The 17,531-nt window shown below is 69.4% G+C and carries 14 protein-coding genes; 9 read left to right on the forward strand and 5 right to left on the reverse strand.

What is annotated here, in order from left to right:
* The first annotated feature begins 29 nt into the window (after nucleotides 1-29).
* Together HY703_12500 and HY703_12505 are read left to right on the forward strand one after the other, a co-directional pair.
* On the forward strand, nucleotides 30-386 hold the full coding sequence (locus tag HY703_12500) for a type II toxin-antitoxin system VapC family toxin (GenBank protein ID MBI4546012.1): 357 nt from the start codon (nucleotides 30-32) through the stop codon (nucleotides 384-386).
* 107 nt (nucleotides 387-493) lie between these two features.
* Complete coding sequence (locus HY703_12505; protein ID MBI4546013.1) at nucleotides 494-1,162, forward strand: tetratricopeptide repeat protein; 669 nt, start codon at nucleotides 494-496, stop codon at nucleotides 1,160-1,162.
* 167 nt (nucleotides 1,163-1,329) lie between these two features.
* On the opposite strand, the gene HY703_12510 is transcribed toward HY703_12505, so the two are convergent.
* Together HY703_12510 and HY703_12515 are read right to left on the reverse strand one after the other, a co-directional pair.
* Entirely contained in the window at nucleotides 1,330-1,650 is a 321-nt protein-coding gene (locus HY703_12510) for a hypothetical protein (protein MBI4546014.1), read from the reverse strand.
* 16 nt (nucleotides 1,651-1,666) lie between these two features.
* On the reverse strand, nucleotides 1,667-2,374 hold the full coding sequence (locus HY703_12515) for a hypothetical protein (GenBank protein MBI4546015.1): 708 nt from the start codon (nucleotides 2,372-2,374) through the stop codon (nucleotides 1,667-1,669).
* 533 nt (nucleotides 2,375-2,907) lie between these two features.
* Between HY703_12515 and HY703_12520 the strand changes: the two genes are divergently transcribed.
* The 6 genes from HY703_12520 to HY703_12545 all read left to right on the forward strand — a co-directional run bounded on the left by HY703_12520 (nucleotide 2,908) and on the right by HY703_12545 (nucleotide 10,992).
* Nucleotides 2,908-3,168 (forward strand): DUF4160 domain-containing protein, encoded by a 261-nt coding sequence (locus HY703_12520; GenBank protein ID MBI4546016.1) that lies wholly within the window; start codon nucleotides 2,908-2,910, stop codon nucleotides 3,166-3,168.
* An 11-nt stretch (nucleotides 3,169-3,179) separates the two neighbouring features.
* On the forward strand, nucleotides 3,180-3,455 hold the full coding sequence (locus HY703_12525; GenBank protein ID MBI4546017.1) for a DUF2442 domain-containing protein: 276 nt from the start codon (nucleotides 3,180-3,182) through the stop codon (nucleotides 3,453-3,455).
* A gap of 71 nt (nucleotides 3,456-3,526) precedes the next feature.
* Nucleotides 3,527-4,156: a transposase zinc-binding domain-containing protein gene (locus HY703_12530; GenBank protein ID MBI4546018.1), complete on the forward strand. Its 630-nt coding sequence runs from the start codon at nucleotides 3,527-3,529 to the stop codon at nucleotides 4,154-4,156.
* A gap of 555 nt (nucleotides 4,157-4,711) precedes the next feature.
* Complete coding sequence (locus tag HY703_12535) at nucleotides 4,712-7,978, forward strand: Ig-like domain-containing protein (GenBank protein MBI4546019.1); 3,267 nt, start codon at nucleotides 4,712-4,714, stop codon at nucleotides 7,976-7,978.
* A gap of 248 nt (nucleotides 7,979-8,226) precedes the next feature.
* Nucleotides 8,227-8,523, forward strand: a complete 297-nt coding sequence (locus tag HY703_12540) for an addiction module protein (protein MBI4546020.1) — start codon at nucleotides 8,227-8,229, stop codon at nucleotides 8,521-8,523.
* Between the two features lie 426 nt (nucleotides 8,524-8,949).
* Entirely contained in the window at nucleotides 8,950-10,992 is a 2,043-nt protein-coding gene (locus HY703_12545) for a hypothetical protein (protein MBI4546021.1), read from the forward strand.
* Nucleotides 10,993-11,113: 121 nt separating this feature from the next.
* On the opposite strand, the gene HY703_12550 is transcribed toward HY703_12545, so the two are convergent.
* The 3 genes from HY703_12550 to HY703_12560 all read right to left on the reverse strand — a co-directional run bounded on the left by HY703_12550 (nucleotide 11,114) and on the right by HY703_12560 (nucleotide 15,334).
* Complete coding sequence (locus tag HY703_12550; GenBank protein MBI4546022.1) at nucleotides 11,114-11,794, reverse strand: hypothetical protein; 681 nt, start codon at nucleotides 11,792-11,794, stop codon at nucleotides 11,114-11,116.
* 91 nt (nucleotides 11,795-11,885) lie between these two features.
* Nucleotides 11,886-13,073 carry a hypothetical protein gene (locus HY703_12555; protein ID MBI4546023.1) on the reverse strand — a complete coding sequence of 396 codons (1,188 nt, stop codon included), beginning with the start codon at nucleotides 13,071-13,073 and terminating at the stop codon, nucleotides 11,886-11,888.
* A gap of 26 nt (nucleotides 13,074-13,099) precedes the next feature.
* On the reverse strand, nucleotides 13,100-15,334 hold the full coding sequence (locus HY703_12560) for a GWxTD domain-containing protein (GenBank protein ID MBI4546024.1): 2,235 nt from the start codon (nucleotides 15,332-15,334) through the stop codon (nucleotides 13,100-13,102).
* 245 nt (nucleotides 15,335-15,579) lie between these two features.
* Here HY703_12560 and HY703_12565 point away from each other — a divergent pair, with 245 nt between their 5' ends.
* Nucleotides 15,580-17,181, forward strand: a complete 1,602-nt coding sequence (locus tag HY703_12565; GenBank protein MBI4546025.1) for an FAD-dependent oxidoreductase — start codon at nucleotides 15,580-15,582, stop codon at nucleotides 17,179-17,181.
* Nucleotides 17,182-17,531: the final 350 nt, after the last annotated feature.

A 17,531-nucleotide genomic window follows, 5' to 3' on the forward strand; every position in this document is an offset into this window, starting at 1 on the left:
ACGGCCGGACGGTGGCGCTCGTTCGGCACTTGATCGGCGAGCGTGCGCAGCTCGTATCGACGGACTACGTGATTGATGAATCGTGCACGCTGGCGAAGGCCCGCTCGGGGTCAGTGGCGGCCATCCGGCTCCTCGATCTTCTGGACCGAACGGCTGCCCTCGATCTGGAGTGGATCGGCGCCGAGCGGTTCGACAGAGCCAAGGCGCTGTTGCGGAAGTACCACGACCAGGCGTTCTCGTTCACCGACTGCACCAGCTTCGCCGTGATGCGCGAGCCGCGTATGACCGAGGTGATCACGACGGATGACCATTTCCGCATAATGGGCTTTCGCCCCCTTCCGGACCGCTCTCGTCCACGGGGCCAAAATGCCTCGGCTGGCGGGTGACCGCGCGCTTCTCCATTTTCTTCGCCGCAGGCTCATCGCAACGCGGCGGCGGACCGCCTGATGCGCTGCCGAGCGGCAGGGCGTCAGCCGACCCGACGTCGCGCCCCATGAGCATTCCAGCAGCTCCCGAGTCACATCGCCCGCGACGAAATCCCTGGAAGGCCCTGAAGGATGTCGACCAGCGCGACGTGCGCCTGCTAGGCAAGCAGCTCGGGGTTTCATTTGCCTGGGGGCTCGGCGTATCGCTGCTGGGCGCGGCGCTGTTCGGCAATGCCATCGCCGCGATCACAGGGTTCGCCATCGGCGCCGTCCTGGGCTGGTATGCCGTCGAGCTGCCCGGCCGGCTGTTCCACAAGATCTACATGCCCAGCGGCGATACCACGCCGGCGCCAGCCGAGTACTCGTACGCGGAATCGCTGGCCCGGCGAGGCCTTTACGACGCCGCCATGGCGGCGTATCGGAGGGATTCTGAGGAGAACCCGGAGGATCCGGAGCCGTACCTGCGCATTGCGCGACTGCTGCGCGACAAGCTCGGCAATTACGAGGAGGCGCTGACCTGGTTCCGTAGGGGGCGGAACGAAACGCAGATCGACCCGGGACGCGAGATGCTGGTCGGCCGCGAGATCGTCGAGATCTATCTAACCAGGCTGAACCAGCCCGGCCGCGCCGCGCCCGAGCTGGCGCGCCTGGCGGAAAAGTTCCGGGGCACCTCTACGGGCGAGTGGGCGCGCAAAGAACTCCGGAAGGTGAAAGTGCGCCTGCGCGAGGAGCTGTAGTCCGCACCCGCACGCGCACCCGCACGGCACCCGCACCGCACGCGACAAACGCCACCTACGGCGGCCTGGACTGGACGCCGGACGGGAAGGCGATTGTCTCCGGCGCGCTCGCCGACGGCCGCATGCAGCTCAATGGATCCCCTCGCGGGCCGCTCCCGCCCAGCCAGCTACAGCATCGTCCTGCAGGGGTCGTCGCGTTCCTCCCGCCGGTCCAGCCGCTCGGCATACGTTTCGAGCACGGCGCCCTTCTCCGCTTCCGGCCAGCCGAACCAGGCGCGAAACGCATGGTAGGCCGGCGAGTGGGGGAGCGGGTACTGGTCGAAGACATCACGCCACCCGCGAAACAGGCGGAACGTTTCCAGTTCAGGTACAATGCCGAAGTCCCACGCCGCGCACGTCCGGTGAATGTAATCGGCGCGCTCGCCGGCGTCGCGGAACCGATCGGGAGGGATATCGAGATCAGGATAGACGCTGTGGTCGATGTACATCGCTTTGTCGCTCCACCTACACGTCATGGTCGGGATCGGCGGGGACCCGGAGCAGGGTTCGCCGGATCCACGCTCGGGCGCGGCGCGCGGCGGCGCGCTCCCCTGCATCCGCGATGGCGGCGAGCGGCCGGCGCTGCCCCAGCGCTTGCAGATGTCGCAACGCCTGCGCCCTTGCCTGGTCGAGGTCGATACCGGGATTCTTTCGCGCCCACCAGTCCCAGCACTGCTCGAGGGATACGATCCCGCGCGTGACGAGCTCCATGATGTCCACGAAGTCTCGCGGCGCACCCCGCTGCACGAGCGCGTTCATCTTGCTGCCCACGTTGTCCGCCAGGCTCTCGACGAGCACCGGCTCCCACGCGCTCTTCCGCGGCGGCTCCAGTTCAAGCGAGCGCACGGCGATCTGGAAGCTGAAGATCTTGCGCCGCTCATCCGCCAGCTCGAAGGAAAGGGTCTCGCCCCACTCGCGCTGGGCGAACCTCAGGCCGTGGCGGTCGGCCACTGCGCGCATCACGCGCTGAATACAGGCAACCGCCCCTTCCGTTCTTCCCGTCCTCCACCACGCGTCGAGATCGTGCGTGGCTCGATAGTCCAGGTATTGCTTGAGCGCAAAATAGCCGCCCAGGATGATGTCCCCTGCTTCCGGACACTCCCTGAGTGAACTCAGGATCTCCTCCGCAAGCGGGTAGAAAGGCTGAGCGCCATCCCGTGGCTGCTCGCTCATCGGAACCCTCCCGGCTTGCAAACCCGGGCCTCCCAACCGCTGACCGCCACCGGCGCCAACTGGCGCCGGCTACTCCTTCTGTACCACCAGCAACAGGGCACGTCGTTTCGCGCGTACGCAATAGACCGAGAACCCCCCGCCGGTCCAGCCAAAACATGACGGAAGCCGCGTGCCTCCGCCAGTCGGGTCCTCCAGATCGCGTGGGCATCGGTGCGACGCGACCGGCTCGAGTGCACCGTCCAGCGCCGCGTGCTCCGCCAGTTCGTACGCCGCGGCCTTCTCGAGGACTACGTCGCCCAGGACATGCTCACCTGGCAAGCCGCCGGGGGCTTCAGCATCGATGCCTCCGTGCGCGTCGAGGGCAGCGACCGTGCCGGCCGAGAGCGGCTCCTGCGCTACTGCGCCCGCCCTTCGCCCTCGAGCGCCTCGACGTCCAAGAGCTCGCTAAGGCACCAAAGGGAGCATTGCCCTTCCGTTCTTGATAAGGCGATCGTACCTTTCCGGGTCAGCCTGACATGCACGCGGACGCAACCGTGCCAAAGCTCAGTGAGTTCTTCGGAGTCGCGATCTACATGTACTGGGGAGACCACGGCACGCCGCATTTCCATGCGAGGTATGCCGGGGAAAAGGCCAGTATTGCGATCGAGGATCTCTCCGTCCTCGCGGGCAACTTGTCGCCCCGGGCGCTGGGTCTTGTAGTTGAATGGGCCGCTCTCCACCAGGATGAGCTGCGCCTCGCTTGGCGAAGGGCCATGAACAACGAGCCGGTTGGCAAGATCGAGCCCCTCACATAGGAGGTGCTAACATGCTGTACGACATCGTTGAAGTGGAGGCTCGAGCGGACTTCAAAGTCTGGATACGTTTCGAGGACGGCCTTGAAGGCGTGGCTGACCTCTCGGATCTCGCTGGCCGAGGCGTCTTCAAGCGGTGGACTGACGATCCGTCAGAGTTCTCTCGCGTAGCCGTAGACCCTGAGAGCGGAACGATAGTGTGGCCGGGCGGCCTCGACGTCGCACCCGACGGGCTGTATGGCGACATTGCTCGTCAGGCGGGCAGGCACGCGGCCGGATCGAAGGCATAGCCCTTCGCCCTTGGCCCGCGCGAAACGCGGCGATGCATGGCCGTGCCCCGGCAGCGGGCGCAGCCTGGCGCATGCCCACCACCGCGACCCGGCCCCTTCGTACTCCACGCGCCCATGCGAACCCTCGTCCACCTGTCCCAACTCGCCCGGCCAGTGAGGCCGGCTCCGGCCCCGTCTACCGCCCCCGCAATCCAACCGCCACGCCTCTCTACCCGATCGTCCAGCACCACCTCGAAACCTTCCTCGCCCGCGCGGCCGAGGCCGATCCCTTGGGCGACGGCGTGCCCTTCTGGGTCGAGAACGACTTCCGCGCCTACCTGCGCTGCGGTCTCCTCGCCCACGGCTTCGCCCGCGCCCGCTGCGACGGCTGTGGGATCGAGCGCCTCGTCGCCTTGGCATGCTATAATAGTCTCAGCCTGGGAGATCCGTCAGCTGCCCTAGGAGGTGGGTCTCGAGGTCGTCAAGACCGAGAACCTGTACGACTTCGACGGCGAGGCAGGCTGCTACTCGCGGGGGCAGGGGCAGTAGCGGGGCCGGAACAGCGTGCGGGCGCGGGCGCCGACACCCGGTGCCGCACCCCCCGCTACGGAACGGTCCGGACAGTGTCGTCTGGTCCTCGATATACCTCGATATCCGAACCCACGATCCGGCTGGTCAGAGTGACCGCGCCGTCGTGGATGAGCTCCAACGTCCACACGTAGTCGGAGTGTCCGCGGAAATCGTCGGGGTGCGGCTCTTCTGGAACGATTCGCTTTGCCTTATACGGCATAGACTTACGCGCTTGGGACTGCGGCCTAACGTATCGATTCCGCCCACGTATGCTTCCGTAGACCGGTAAGTGCTCTGTTGGACGACCAGTCAGAGGCTCCGACCGGTCGCTGCCGGTACCCGCGAGACGCACGTGACTATCACGTAAGCGGCGCCATACCAATGCCTTGTGGTGCGATGCGAACTCGGTTAGCCGCGTCGTTACGCGTCGTTCAAAAAGAGCCGCACCCAAATCGTCGTCGGGTTGACACGCCTCGCCTTTCGGGATAGAATTACCAACGAATATGAGTATTAGCTGGTTACTCTATCCATGAGAGAAAGGCCCAAGTTCAAGAAGCAGAACGATCCGTCCTTCCCCCTCGACACAGGCGGCCGCGACGCCCAGGTGACCGGGCGGTGATGCCCCCTCGTAGTTTCCGGGCGCGAGGCGGCAGTTCGCCGTACCAGCACACGCTACAATCCTGTTTCATGTCTCACGGAGGACCTAGATGGCCGGCCGATCGTCGACGCCCAGGCGCAGCGCCCTCGTCGCTCTCTTCATTTCCACCTGCTTGGTGAGCTTCGCCACCTGTTCGGGCGGCGACGACGGCACGGGGCCGGGCGGCGGCAGCACGCGGCCGGCCGCGGTCGCGAAGGTGAGCGGCGATGGCCAGAGCGGCACGGTGGGCGCGGCGCTGGCGTCCGAGCTCGTCGCCCGCGTCACGAATTCGGCTGGCGCTGCGCTGAGCGGCGTGAGCTTGAGCTGGGCGGTGACGGCCGGCGGCGGCTCGGTCGCGCCGAGCTCGTCGACGACCGATGCTTCCGGTCAGGCGCGCACCACCTGGACACTGGGGACGACGGCGGGCGCGAACACGGCCACGGCGACGGTCGGCTCACTCACCCCGGCCGCCTTCACGGCCACGGGCGCGGCGGATGCCGCAGCGTCCGTCCGCCTTAACCCGGACAGCCTCCGCTTCACGGCGGTCGGCGACACCAGCCGGCTGAGCGCCAGCGCTCAGGACCGCTTCGGCAACGCCGTCACGGGTGCGAGCTTCATCTGGACGTCACTCGACACGACCATCGCGACCGTGGACGCCACCGGCCTGGTTCGGGCGCGCGCAAACGGCGCTGGCAGCGTCGTCGCCACGACGGCGGGCAAGGCTGACACCGCGCGCGTGCGGGTCGCACAGGTCGCGACGACGGTGATCATCACGCCTGACGCCGACACGATCAACGCCATCGGCGACACCATCGTGCTTGCCGCCGCCGCGCGCGACCGCACCGGCAACGCGATCGCGAGCGCGGGCATCTCGTGGAGCAGTCTGGACACCGCGGTCGCTTCCGTCACCTCGATCGGCCGCGTGATCTCGCGCACCGCCGGTACGGCCCGCATTCGCGCCGCGGCCGATGCCGCCGCCGATACGGCCAGCATCCTGTCCCGCCAGATCGTCGCGAGCGTGAGCGTCAGCCCGAGCGCGCCCACGATCGAGATCGGCGACACGACGCGGCTGACTGCGACGGCGTCCGACTCGAACGGCGTCGCCAAGACCAACGCCAGCATCAGCTGGAGCAGTTCGGCCTCGACCGTGGCCAGCGTCAGCACGACCGGCCTGGTCACGGGTGTGGCGGCCGGCTCAGCGAACATCATCGCCACGAGCGAGGGGAAGAGCGACACGGCAGCGGTGACGGTGCAGAGCCGCGCGCCCTCCGTCGCCAAGTTCTTCGCATCCTACGCATTCGTCGATGCGGGGCAGGCCACCACTTTCGGCTGGTCGGTGTCCGACCCGGATGGCGACGCGGTGAGCTGCACGCTCGACGCGAATGGTGATGGCGCGACCGACTACACGATCAGCAACTGCATCTCCACGGTCTCACAGCGGCACACCTTCCCCTCCAGCGGCACGTTTGCCGCGCGGCTGACCGCCACGGACGCGCACGGGCGCACCAGTTCATCGACCCTGTCCATCACCGTCGGTGCGCGCACCAGCTTCGTCACGGGGCAGAATGCCGACCTGATGCTCTCCGGCATCGACTTCAACAACACGGGCGGCTCACTGCTGTTCAACCACACGGCGGGTATTGCGACCGACGGCACGCGGCTGTACCTGGCCGACCGCAACAACAACCGCGTGCTGGTCTGGACCACCCTGCCCACGGGCAATACCGCGCCCAATCTCGTGCTCGGCCAGCCGGACTTCACGAGCAACAACCCGGGCGTTGGCCGGAACCAGATGAACTGGCCCGTGCAGGTCTCGACGGACGGCACGCGCGTCGTGGTCGCCGACGCCTACAACGACCGGCTGCTGATCTGGAACTCGCCGCCTACGCAGAACGGCCAGGCGGCCGACGTGGTCGTCTCGGGTGACCTGCGCTGGCCCTGGGGCGTGTGGACCAACGGCACCAAGCTGGTCGCGACCAGCACCAGAGACGGCCGGACCTACATCTGGAACAGCTTCCCCACCGCGGACAATGCGGCAGCTAGCCTCACCCTGACCGGCGATTTCGGCACGCCGCGCACGATCACGAGCAACGGCACAGCGCTGATCATTGGCGACCACAACCCGCGGGTCTCGAATCAGCAGGGCAACTTCTTCTGGAATACGTTCCCCACCACGGACAACCAGGCCTACAGCTTTTTCCGCAACTCGCCCTTCGACCCGAACGCCGCGTGGATGCAGGGCGACATCACACCGGCGGGCAAGCTGATCCTGCTGGGCCGCCACCTGCACATCTGGAACAGCGTCCCCACCAGCGCGGCCACGAACCCGGACCTGACCGTCAGCTACGAGTTCAAGACCGGCGACGGCTCGCACGCGGCCCACACCAACGGCAAGTTGTTCCTGTCCGTGGCGAACGGGAACAAGATCCTGGCGTACAACGCGCTGCCGACCGGCTCGAGCCAGCAGCCCGACTTCGCCGTGGGCGCCTCGAGCATCAGCCAGAACACGCTGGAGACCAACTTCTTCATCACGAACCCGACCCCGGCGACCAACGGGACCAGCCTGCTCGTATCGTCGGACTTCGACCGCAAGCTCTACGTCTGGCGCACGATCCCGAGCGCGAGCGGCACGCACCCCGACGTGACCATCTCCGTGTCGAACCAGCCGCGCGACAACGCGATCTGGGGCAACACGTTCGTGATGGCGGGCGAGAGCACCGTGCACATCTGGACCAGCATCCCGCTCAACGGCGAGCCCGCCGACCGGACCCTCACGGGCGCCGGCTCGGTCTCGTTCAGCAACCTGCAGGGCGTGGCGCTCGATGACCGGTACTTCTACTTGTCGGACCAGAACGGAAGGATCTACGTCTGGGAGGGGCTCCCCACATCCAGCAGCGAGCCGAAGTACACGATCATGCTGCCCTCGGCGTTCGCCAGCCGCATCGCGAGCGATGGCGAGTACCTGGTTGCGAACGTCCGGAGCAACCACAACGCGGTGGTCTATCGCGTCTCGGAGCTGTCGAACACCGTGCAGCCGATCGGCACCGTGGGTGGTGTGGGCACGTTCAACCTGCCGGAGGACGCGCTCATCGTGCAGGGCCGGCTGTACGTGGCCGATACGGGCTTCAACCGGGTAAAGGTCTGGAACGACGTGCTGTCCGCGACCAGTGGCCAATCGCACGACTGGATTCTGGGCGAGGACAACGCGGCGGATACCAAGCCGGAGATCGGCCGCAACAAGCTGTTCTGGCCCGGCGCTCTCGGCTTCGACGGCCGCTATCTGTGGGTCGGCGAGTTCAAGTTCTCGGGCAGGTTGGTGAGGTTCAGCAGGCCCTGATTCGGGCTCGGGCTCGGGCTCGGGCTGGGCTCGGCCGGTCATCCTGAGTGCCGTACCTGTCATTGCCGTCTAACGTCCTCCCGGCAAGAACACCAGCACCTTGCTTAGCGGCCTCGCCCTGCATCATCTTGCGGCGTCCGGCACCCGCCAACCCGCGCCGAACTCTCCCCCGACTGCCCTCGACGGAGCGTATTCGCCCTCGGCCTGTACATCAGCCCAGGAGGACCAGAACGAGCCGCCTGCTACCGGTGTGCTGCCCTGGTGACCACTTCCAGAACGGCCCGGACGACCACGTCGGCGAGTTTGTAGAACTCGCCAATGGAGTGGCCCGGCGCGCCGTTTCGAGCCAGCGCCGGACCGCCAGCGTTGACGCGCTGCCGCCGGAAGAGCGGGCCGACGTCGCCGCCGAGCTGCTCGCAAGCCTGGACGAGACCGATGCAAGCGTTGGCGATGTGCAGGCGGAGTGGGCCGCCGAGATACCACGTGATCTACCTGCAAGCGCAAGGGACGATCCGGGTTCTCGCCATCGCGCACGACCGACGTAAACCGCGTTACCGCGTCCGTTACTGGAACAGCCGGCTCTAAGAGCTAGAGTCAGTCGCCGTCCCGCATGCCTCACCACGGCGGGCGACTGTTGCAGCCGGCTCATTCGGCCAGCCGGCTGGCGCTGCCCGCGGCTTCCATGGTAGTTTGCGCCAGTGAGGGCCGGTGCCCGCGGGGATGCCACGCTTGCGTACGCGGCAGGGGCGGGGCCACGACGCATTCGGCGGCCCCGGCACGCGGCGCGGGGCGGCGGTGTCGCGGCCAGTCTTGGCCGGTCGCAGCCACACCCCGGTACCAGGAAGGCGATGCCGAAGCGGAGACGTCCCAAGGGCAAGCGTCCCACTCCACCCGGCGGCAAGCATCCCTGGTGGCCCGGGGCCGGGGGCGCGGGCAAGGCGTCTGGGGTTCCCATCTCGGAGCTCATCCAGTTGGATGCCATCTGGGAGGGGGACGCCGTGCCGCTGGGCGACCTGGTGCCGGGGGTCCCGCCCGAGGTGGATGTGCGGGTACTGGTGTGGTGCGAGGTGGGGACGGAGCAACTCCTGGCTACCGGCATGGTCGGGCCGGACCAGCTTCCCGGCGCCTTCGTGGACCTGTTCTTCCAGGCAATGCGTGAGCCGATGCATGGCCCACCGCGCCGGCCCCGCACGCTCCGTCTCGTCGACCCGCTCCTCGCCGCGGCGGTCAAGGCGCGCACGGAGGGGCTGGAGCTCGACGTCGTCCAGGTTGACCAGCTTGAGACGGCCGGCCGGCAGGCGCGCGGGCTCGGCCTCTACCTGGCCGTGCGGCACCCGGCGCGCAGCTATGTTCAGGGCGGGCGCGTGGATCCCGGCGTGGTCGCACGGTTCTTCGAGGCAGCGGCCGCCTACTACCGTGCGGCGCCGTGGCGGGCCCTGGTCGAGCGGCAGGTGCTGCGGCTGGAGTTGGAGGATGGCGAAGAGCCCGTTTACGCCACGGTCATGGGCGCCTCCCAGGAGGTTTACGGGTTGGTGCTCTACCTCTCGGGCGGCCCCGCCGCGCTGTTCACGGAGGGCGCGCCGATCGACGTCCTGGGCCTCACCTTCGAGTCCGAGCGTGACGCGCCCCTGCGCATGCTGGAGGAGCGGCGGCTGCACCGCTGGCGCGTGGCCGGCCCCTCCGCGTTCCCGCTGGCGGTCCGCCGCACGGCCGAGCAGGAGGCCGGCGACGCCAATGCCGCCGAGCTCGAGCTCTTGACAGCCGCGCTCCGTGCCTGCGCCCGCTTCGCGAACCGGCACCGGCGCGCGCTGCGGCGCAGCCAGGCGGTGGCGGAGCGCGTGGAGCTGCCGGGCAACGTCGCCCACCCCGCGATGGACGTGTCCTACGACCCCGACCTGCTCTACCCGGCCGAACGGGCGCCGCAGCTCATGATGCCGGAGGTCCCGGCACCCGCGCAGAGGGGCAGCCGCCCGGCGCTGTACCAGGAACTGGCCGAGCTGGCCAGCCGGCTGCCCGAGTGCAAGTCCATCGTGCGGCGGCTGGGCTGGACATTCAACCGCGCCCCCGAGCCGCGCCATATGCGGGACATGCCTGACATGCACGAAGCGATCCTGCCGCGCTTCCTCGAGTGGGCGTTCTTCGTGGCGCGACCCGGTGAGCGGCCAACCCTGGCCGAGCGCGCGCTCGAGCACGTGCCGGGCGCGTCTGAGAAGCACCTCGAGGCGCTGCGCCGCTTCGCCCGAGCGCGCTACTCTATCTACGCCATCACCCGCGTCCGCCCCGACTACGGCTTCGAGCTGGAGGACCGGGTCACCCACGAGCGGATCCGATTGCGCGAGCCGGGGCTGACCCGCTTGCTCCGGGCCGGCTTCGACATCTTCGGCGCCCTCTTTCCCGTCGGGCCCGAGGAGTACGTGGTGGGCGACGGCGTGACGCCCTTCCCCGAGGCGTTCCCCATCCCCGAGGAGGGGCGCGTCGCCGCCCACATGATCGCCCCTCAGATCGAGCAACTGCTGTACGGGGCCAGTCCCGACTGGATCGACACGCTGGACGGCGAGGATGTGCGCTCCGCCTACGACCAGTTCCACGACGACATGGCCGGCGCCGGCAACGAGCTGCCCGAGTTCGAGGAGCTGGTGCAACGCATTGCCGACAGCTCGCAAGGCGATGTCACAGCGCCCTATCTCACGCCCGGCCGGTGGTGGAGTGTGGAGGAAGCGCTGATCTTCACGCGGCTCGTCGAGCAGATCTCGTTGGTCACGCCGCGGGCGGAACTCGAGGGCAGGGCGCCCGCGGATGTGCTGACGGCGGGCGGCGTCGGGCCCCAGACGCAGCAGCTTATCCGCGAACTCATCCGCGAGGTGGCCGAGCGCGTGGAGGATGAGAACCCCGGCTCTCCCGAGGAACGCCGGCTCCTCCAGACGCGGATCGCCCAGGAATTGCTCGAGACGCGGGACGAGGAGCTGCGCAAGTCTCTGGAAGCGCCCCGGTTGAGATCACACGACAAGGCGTAGTCCCTGCAAATCACGCCTGGAGTCATGCGCCAGGCGCGGCACGGGCACGGGCTCGGGCCGGGCACGGGGTGAGGGTACGGATAGGGGACGGACCGGGAGCGGGATCGGGAGCGGGAGCGGGCTACAGGCTCACCACGTACTGGAACCATTCGGCGACGGGGCGGCCGCCGCGGCGGGCGGGCTCGAACACCCATTCCGCGGCCTGGTGCTTCAGCTTGGCGTCGAAGCCGCGGTCTCCGGTAGGCGGGCGCAGCCGGGTGGAATCGCCGACCACACGCCCGGCCTCGGTGACGAAGACCCAGACGGCGATCTCCTTGCCGCGCACTCCGCCCGGCCGGTCGCCGGGCGGCAGGATCATGCCGCGGGGTGAGGGCGGGATGACGCGGAACCGGCCTTCCATGGCCGTTCCGCCGTCCCCCTTCCCCTCGCCTCCCTCGAGCCCTGGCCCCTGATCGGGCCCCTTCTCCTGACCCAGCAGCCCCTGAAGGTCGGCCAGGTTCACGGGCTTCACCTCCGGCTCGCGGATCTCGACTTCGGGCACCGGCTCGGGCACGGGCACAGGCTCGGGTTGGACCTCGGAGGTGGGGATGCGGATGGTCACGGCTTCGAGCCCGCCGCCGGGCGCTGCCCGGTCATCGCCCGCGCGCGGGCCGGCGGCGGCAAAGGGGGAGGGAGGCGTGCCGCCCCGGAAGAGCAGGAAGAGCAGAAGGTGCAGCAGCACCGATGCCCCCAGGCCGCGGGCCAGCTCATGCCGGTAGCGCCGGCTCAGCTCTTCGCTTCTGCTTCCTGCGACTCCGTGCATATCCTTCAACAGCCTGGTGGCGGAGCGATCCCTGGCACCCGGCAGGCTGTACACCGGCGGCCCCGAAGCTGTGCCGGGGCCGGCGCCGGCGTCACTCCCGCCCGCTCGAGGCTGCGGCGGCCGCCCCAGTGTCCACCGTGAAGAGGCGCCCTCCCTCGCGGTCCAGGGCGTACACCTTGCCCGCGCCCGCCAGGTCCACCTCACTCACGAACCCCAGGTTGCGGGCCACGCCGATGGTGCGCGGGTGTGCGACATCGGACACGTCGATCACCAGCAGGCCCTGCCGGCCCAACGCCACGTAGGCCCGGTCGCCCTCCAGCACGGCGTCGAAGGCGAAGCGCAGGCCCTGCACCTGGCTCATGATGCGCGGGGCGTCGGGCTGCGAGATGTCCAGCAGGAACACGCCCTGTGAGCCGGCGGCGACCAGGGCGCGCCCACCACTGAGCGAGAGCGAGCGACCGCCGGCCGGCAGCGTCACACTGCCCACTTCCTCGAAGCCGGCGGCGGAGCGGGCCACCAGCCGGTCATGCGAGAGGTTCCACAACACGCCGGCAAAGGGCGAGTACGCCAGCGCCGTGAAGGCGCCCGGGCTGGCCGCCCGCGCCTCCTCCTCGAGCTGCAGCATGGCGCCCTGCCCGGTCAGCTTCAGGCGACGCAGCAGCGCGCCGCCGCCCAGGGCCACCTGGTCTGCACCCATGGGCTCCAGCGCCGCACCCCCCTGCTGCAGCACGAGCCGCCCTGGCGCCCGGTCGCGCAGCGGGAAGGAGAAGACGCCCGACGCGGTCGCCGCCAGCAGGGCATCATGCGCGGGCAGCCCCGCCGCCGCCTGCACGCCCCGCATGTCGCCCGCCAGCCGGTTGATCCGGCCATCCTGCTGCACAGCCGCCATCCCCTCCCGCCCCACCACCACCGCCCCGCCCTGGTAGGCCGTCAGCCGCTCCGGCAAGAGATCCAGCTCGACCGCCCGCGTCTCCAGCTTGAGCGTCGGTCCACCTGCGTTGCGCCGCGCCGCCGCCTGGTCCCGCTCCCGCCCGATCAGGAAACCCGCCGACGCACCCATGGTCGCCGCCAGTGCGGTCAGACACGCCTTCGACTGGCAAGCGCCCCGCGCATCCTCCTTCTCCTTGGTCAGCAATGCGGGAACCGTGGCCACCGCAGCGCCCACCAGGGCCAGGACCCAGCGGCGGTACGCCGTGGCCTCGGACTGCTCCGCCTCCTGCGCCCAGCCCGCGCGGAGCTGGCCGGCCGGCGCCAGCAACATGGTCGCAGCCAGCAACACGTGCACTGCCCTAAGGCATCTCGGCATCAAGGCCTGGCCTCTTGCTCGTGGATGCGGAACTCTCGCTCGACGGCCGCCTCGCGCCCCGCGTTGCGGTCCCTGATCAGCAGCCTCAAGGCGTAGCGACCCGGCGGCGCGTCCGGCAACTGCACCTGGAAGTACTCCGGGATCAGGTCACGGGCCAGCACGCGCGCCTGCTTCTCGAACCGGAGCTGCACCGATTGGGATCCCTCGGGAGTCAGCCCCCACTTGTCCGCCAGCTCGCCCAGCAGCTTCTTGAGCGCTGGCCCGGTGCGGTGGATCTCCTTCACCGTAACGATCAGCTCGAGCTCGTAGGCCGCGTAATGCTCAGGATCCGGCAGCAGGTTGTAGATCTCGAAGTACAGCGCGACGGGCCGCTCAGCGGCATAAGACATAGCGGGGTTGGGCACAATGCGAAAGTCCGGCCGCGCCTGCGGCTCCGCCACGCGCGGCTCGACCAGGTCGGCGAGCAGCGGATCGGAGACCGCGAGCCGCCCGGCGGGGAACTGCCTGGCTGGCACGACGGCGCGGCCCACCGCGGCGTGCCAGGTCAGCGGCTCGCGCGCCTCGACGCCCACCAGGAACTGGCGCTCGCGATCGGCCGGCAGCGCGATCCGCCAGCTCTCGAGCCGCGTGCCCGCTTCGGTCTGGAAATCGACCACGTCCTTGCGCACCAGCCGCTCGATCTCCCGCGCCCTTTCGTCCTGCACAAAGAGCCCGCTCTCGATCTCGCCCCGCGCGACCGGCGCCTTCTCCATCAACTTGTCGAGCGGCAGGGCGGCGTGGATCTCGACCTCCATCTGCCCCCTCTCGCCCCGGAATCGCGCCACCTGCATGGGGAGCGGGTGGCGCTCCGGGATCGATGGCGTCGCCAACTGCACCGGCTGGCGCACGCGATAGTCCTCCGCATAAAAGCGGAAATCATTGGCGAACGTCGCGTTGCGGTAGCCGGGATTCTGGCGGAACACGAAGACGGGACCCTTCTCGCCATACGTCCACACGGTCGTGATCCTGCCCCAGGCCTCAAAGTCGCCTGGATTGCTGACGGACGGCCCGAACGTCGCCTTGCGCACGGGCGGCCCGTAGCGCAGGTATATGACGCCGCGGTCCGTCTCCCAGCCGCGCACTCCGTATTCGGGCAGGCCGAAGCGGATGTCCGCGTAAGCCAGGCGCGCCATGTACTCGAGCCAGAACTCGTTGGCCGGCGTGAGGAAGAGCGGGTCCGACTGGCCCCAGAAGCGCTGCTGATACTCCGCCTGACCGGCCTCGGAAAGCTGGATGTACTGCTTCTCCACGTCCTTGCTCAGGATGCGGCCGATGTGCTCGAACTGCCGGCGCTCCCCCTCGACCATCAGCGAGAGCGCGTACTGGAACGCGCCCGCGGCCTCGTCCTCCCGCGCCAGCCGGTGCAGCCCGAGCCCCAGTGCCAGGTAAGCCAGCGGACTGGTGCTCCGCGCCCGCACGAACTGCCGCGCCTGCGCCACGTACTCCTCGGTCTGCCCTTCGTCGTAGAGATAAGCCAGCAGGTGGGCTGCCGCACCCGCGTGCGCCGGGTTCGCCGCCAGTGCGGCCCGGAACTGCTCGAGCATCTGCTCGCGCTCGAGCTCCCCCTGGTTCTCGCCAGGGTAGATCGAGTTGTCGAGCAGCCGCCACACGTAGCCCGGGTCGGCAAAGGAGCGACCCGCGTCCACCTGTGTGATGTACATGGGCAGGTTATGCCGGTAGCGGAAGCGCAGCCACTGTGTCTCCCTCAACACACCCAACTGGAAGTGCACTTCGGCCAGGGTCGCGGCATCCGCACGCGCCGCCACAGCCAGCGCCCGCTTGAGCACCCGCTGCGCATCCAGCCGGATCTGCTGCTTCAGCATCAGCTTCCCCAGCTCGAGCAGATAGAGCGGGTTGTCCGGGTCGTGGCGCAGTGCCTCCTCGAGGGCGGTCTGCGCTTTCATCCGGTCCTCGTATTGGGTGGACCTGGCGCTGGCCCGCGTCGAGTAGATCTGCCCCTGCTGGAAATGGGCCTCGGCCAGCCGCGGATCGAGCGAAATTGCCCGGTCCAGCCGCGCCAGCGCGCCCACCGTGTCGCCCCGGGCCGCGGCTTCGATCCCCAGGCGCAGCTCCTCCTGGGCGCGCGACGTCTGGGCGCAGGCCGGCCTTGCCGGCGCGGCCAGCGCCAGCAGCAGGGCGGCGGAAAGGAGGGATGGCCAGATGCCGCCGTATCTGTGAATTCGACCGCTAGGCATGGAACGGATAGGCAAGATGGGCCCGGCCCCACTGCCTGCCAACATAGTGGCCCCCGCCATGGACGGGAAGACCTGGCCAGGCGTATACTCGTCGCCAGCCGCGCCCGTGCCCGCGCCCGTCCACCCGCCCGAGCAGGGACTCGGCTCGAGGCCCGCCGCGCCGCCCATCGTACGGACTGGCCTGGCGACCCGGCTCGAGGTTGTGTTACTGGTCGCACTCATTGTTCGTGGCTCCAGCAGGTTCCATGCTCTACGACCTGGCCATAATTGGCGGCGGCATCAATGGCACGGGCACGGCGCGGGACGCAGCGCTGCGCGGCCTCAAGGTCGCCCTCTTCGAGCGTGAGGACTGGGGCGCCGGCACCACGGGCGCGTCCACTCGCATGGTGCACGGCGGCATCCGCTACCTGCTCTACGACGTCCCCACCACTCGCGTCTCCTCGGAGGACGCGGGGCGCGTGCGGCGCATTGCGCCCCACCTGACCTTCCGCATCCCTTTCCTCTGGCCGCTGTTCCGCGGCCGGCCGCTCTTTGTCGAGGCCATGGAGGCGTTCCTCTCCGCCTACGACCCCCACGCCCGCCGCAAGGGCGGCCTGCGCCACGCCCGCCTCTCGGCGGCAGAGGCCAGGCGCATCGAGCCGGGCCTTGCCCCGGACGTGGCCGGCGCGCTGACGCTCGACGAATGGGGCGTGGACGTCTTCCGGCTCGCCGCACTCAACGCACTGGACGCCCGCCAGGCCGGCGCCGACCTGTTCCCCCACACCGAGGTCGTGGCCTTTCTCTTCTCCGGCCGCACGGTGCGCGGCCTGCGCGTCCGCGACCGGCTCGAGGGCCGCGAACGGGATGTCGAGGCTCGCCTCACCCTCAACGCGGGGGGGCCCTGGGCGCCCGCGATTGCCAGCCTGGCGGGCGCGGCCGTGCCGCTCCGTCCGGGCAAGGGCATCCACCTCACGTTCGAGCGCCGCATCGGCAACTACGGCCTGATCCTCCAGGCCGTGGACGGCCGTACGCTCTTCCTCGTGCCGCATGGCGCCGAGACGATCCTGGGCACGACCGACAGCGAGTATTACGGCGACCCGGCACTCGTGGACTTCGAGGTCACGGCCGACGAGGTGGCCTACGTCCTCGAGGCCGCGGCGCTGGCACTGCCACAGGCCCGCACCTGGCGCCCGCTGCGCGCCTGGGCCGGGGTGCGCAACACCATCTTCGAGTGGGGCGTGGACCCCGACGACCTCTCCCGCCGTCACGAGGTGATGGACCACGAGACGCGCGACGCCGTGCCCGGCCTGCTCTCGATGGCCGGCGGGAAGCTCGCCGCCTACCGCCTCTTCGCCGAGCAGGCCACGAACGCCGTTCTGGAAAAACTGGGCCAGCCACGCCGTCCCTGCCGGACGGGGGAGCGCCCGCTGCCCGGTGCGGAAGAGCCACCGGATTTCACCGCGCTGGCGCGCGAGATCCCGCTCCCGCCCGCCGCGCTCGAGCGCGTCTGGCGGCGGCTGGGCTCGAGGCTGCGCCACGTGCTGGGCGAGGCGGCGCCTGGCGAGCTTGCGCCCGTCTGCCGCGCCGAGGCCGTCACCGCGGCCGAGATCCGCTACGCCGTGCGCGCCGAAGGATGCCGCAGCCTCGAGGACCTGCGCCGCCACACCCGGCTCGGCGCCGGGCCGTGCGACGGACTGGACTGCGCTGCGCCGGCCGCCCACCTCATGGCCGAGCTGCTGGACTGGCCACCCGAGCGCGTGCGGGCCGAGATCCGGGAGTTCCTCGAGCGCCGCTGGATCTCACGCCGCCCCGTGCTGCGGGGGGTCAACCTCGGTCAGGAGGAAGTGACCCGGGGGGTTTATGGTTGACTTCGTACCCGTCCCCGTACCCGTACCCATACCCGTACCCGTGCCCGTGCCCGTACCCGTGCCCGTTGCTCTGCCCCACAAAGCTGCGATGGGCACGGCCCGGGGCGGGGGGTGCTCCCCCGCGGTCAAGCTCGCTCACCGGTGGCTGTCGGGCGCCGGCCGGTCGTGGCGCACCCCGAGCGCTAGCGCCGCGACGGCTCCCCGGTCGAGCTGCCGGAGATCGCGGCCTGGCGTGCGGCCGGAGCGCTACTGCAGGTGAACGCAGGCAGCATGCTGGGCGAGTACGGCGAGACGATTGGCGGGCTGGCGTGGAAGCTGATGGCCGAGGGGCTCATCGACCTGTTGAGCAC

This window comes from Gemmatimonadota bacterium (assembly GCA_016209965.1).
Taxonomy (GTDB): Bacteria; Gemmatimonadota; Gemmatimonadetes; order Longimicrobiales; family RSA9; genus JACQVE01.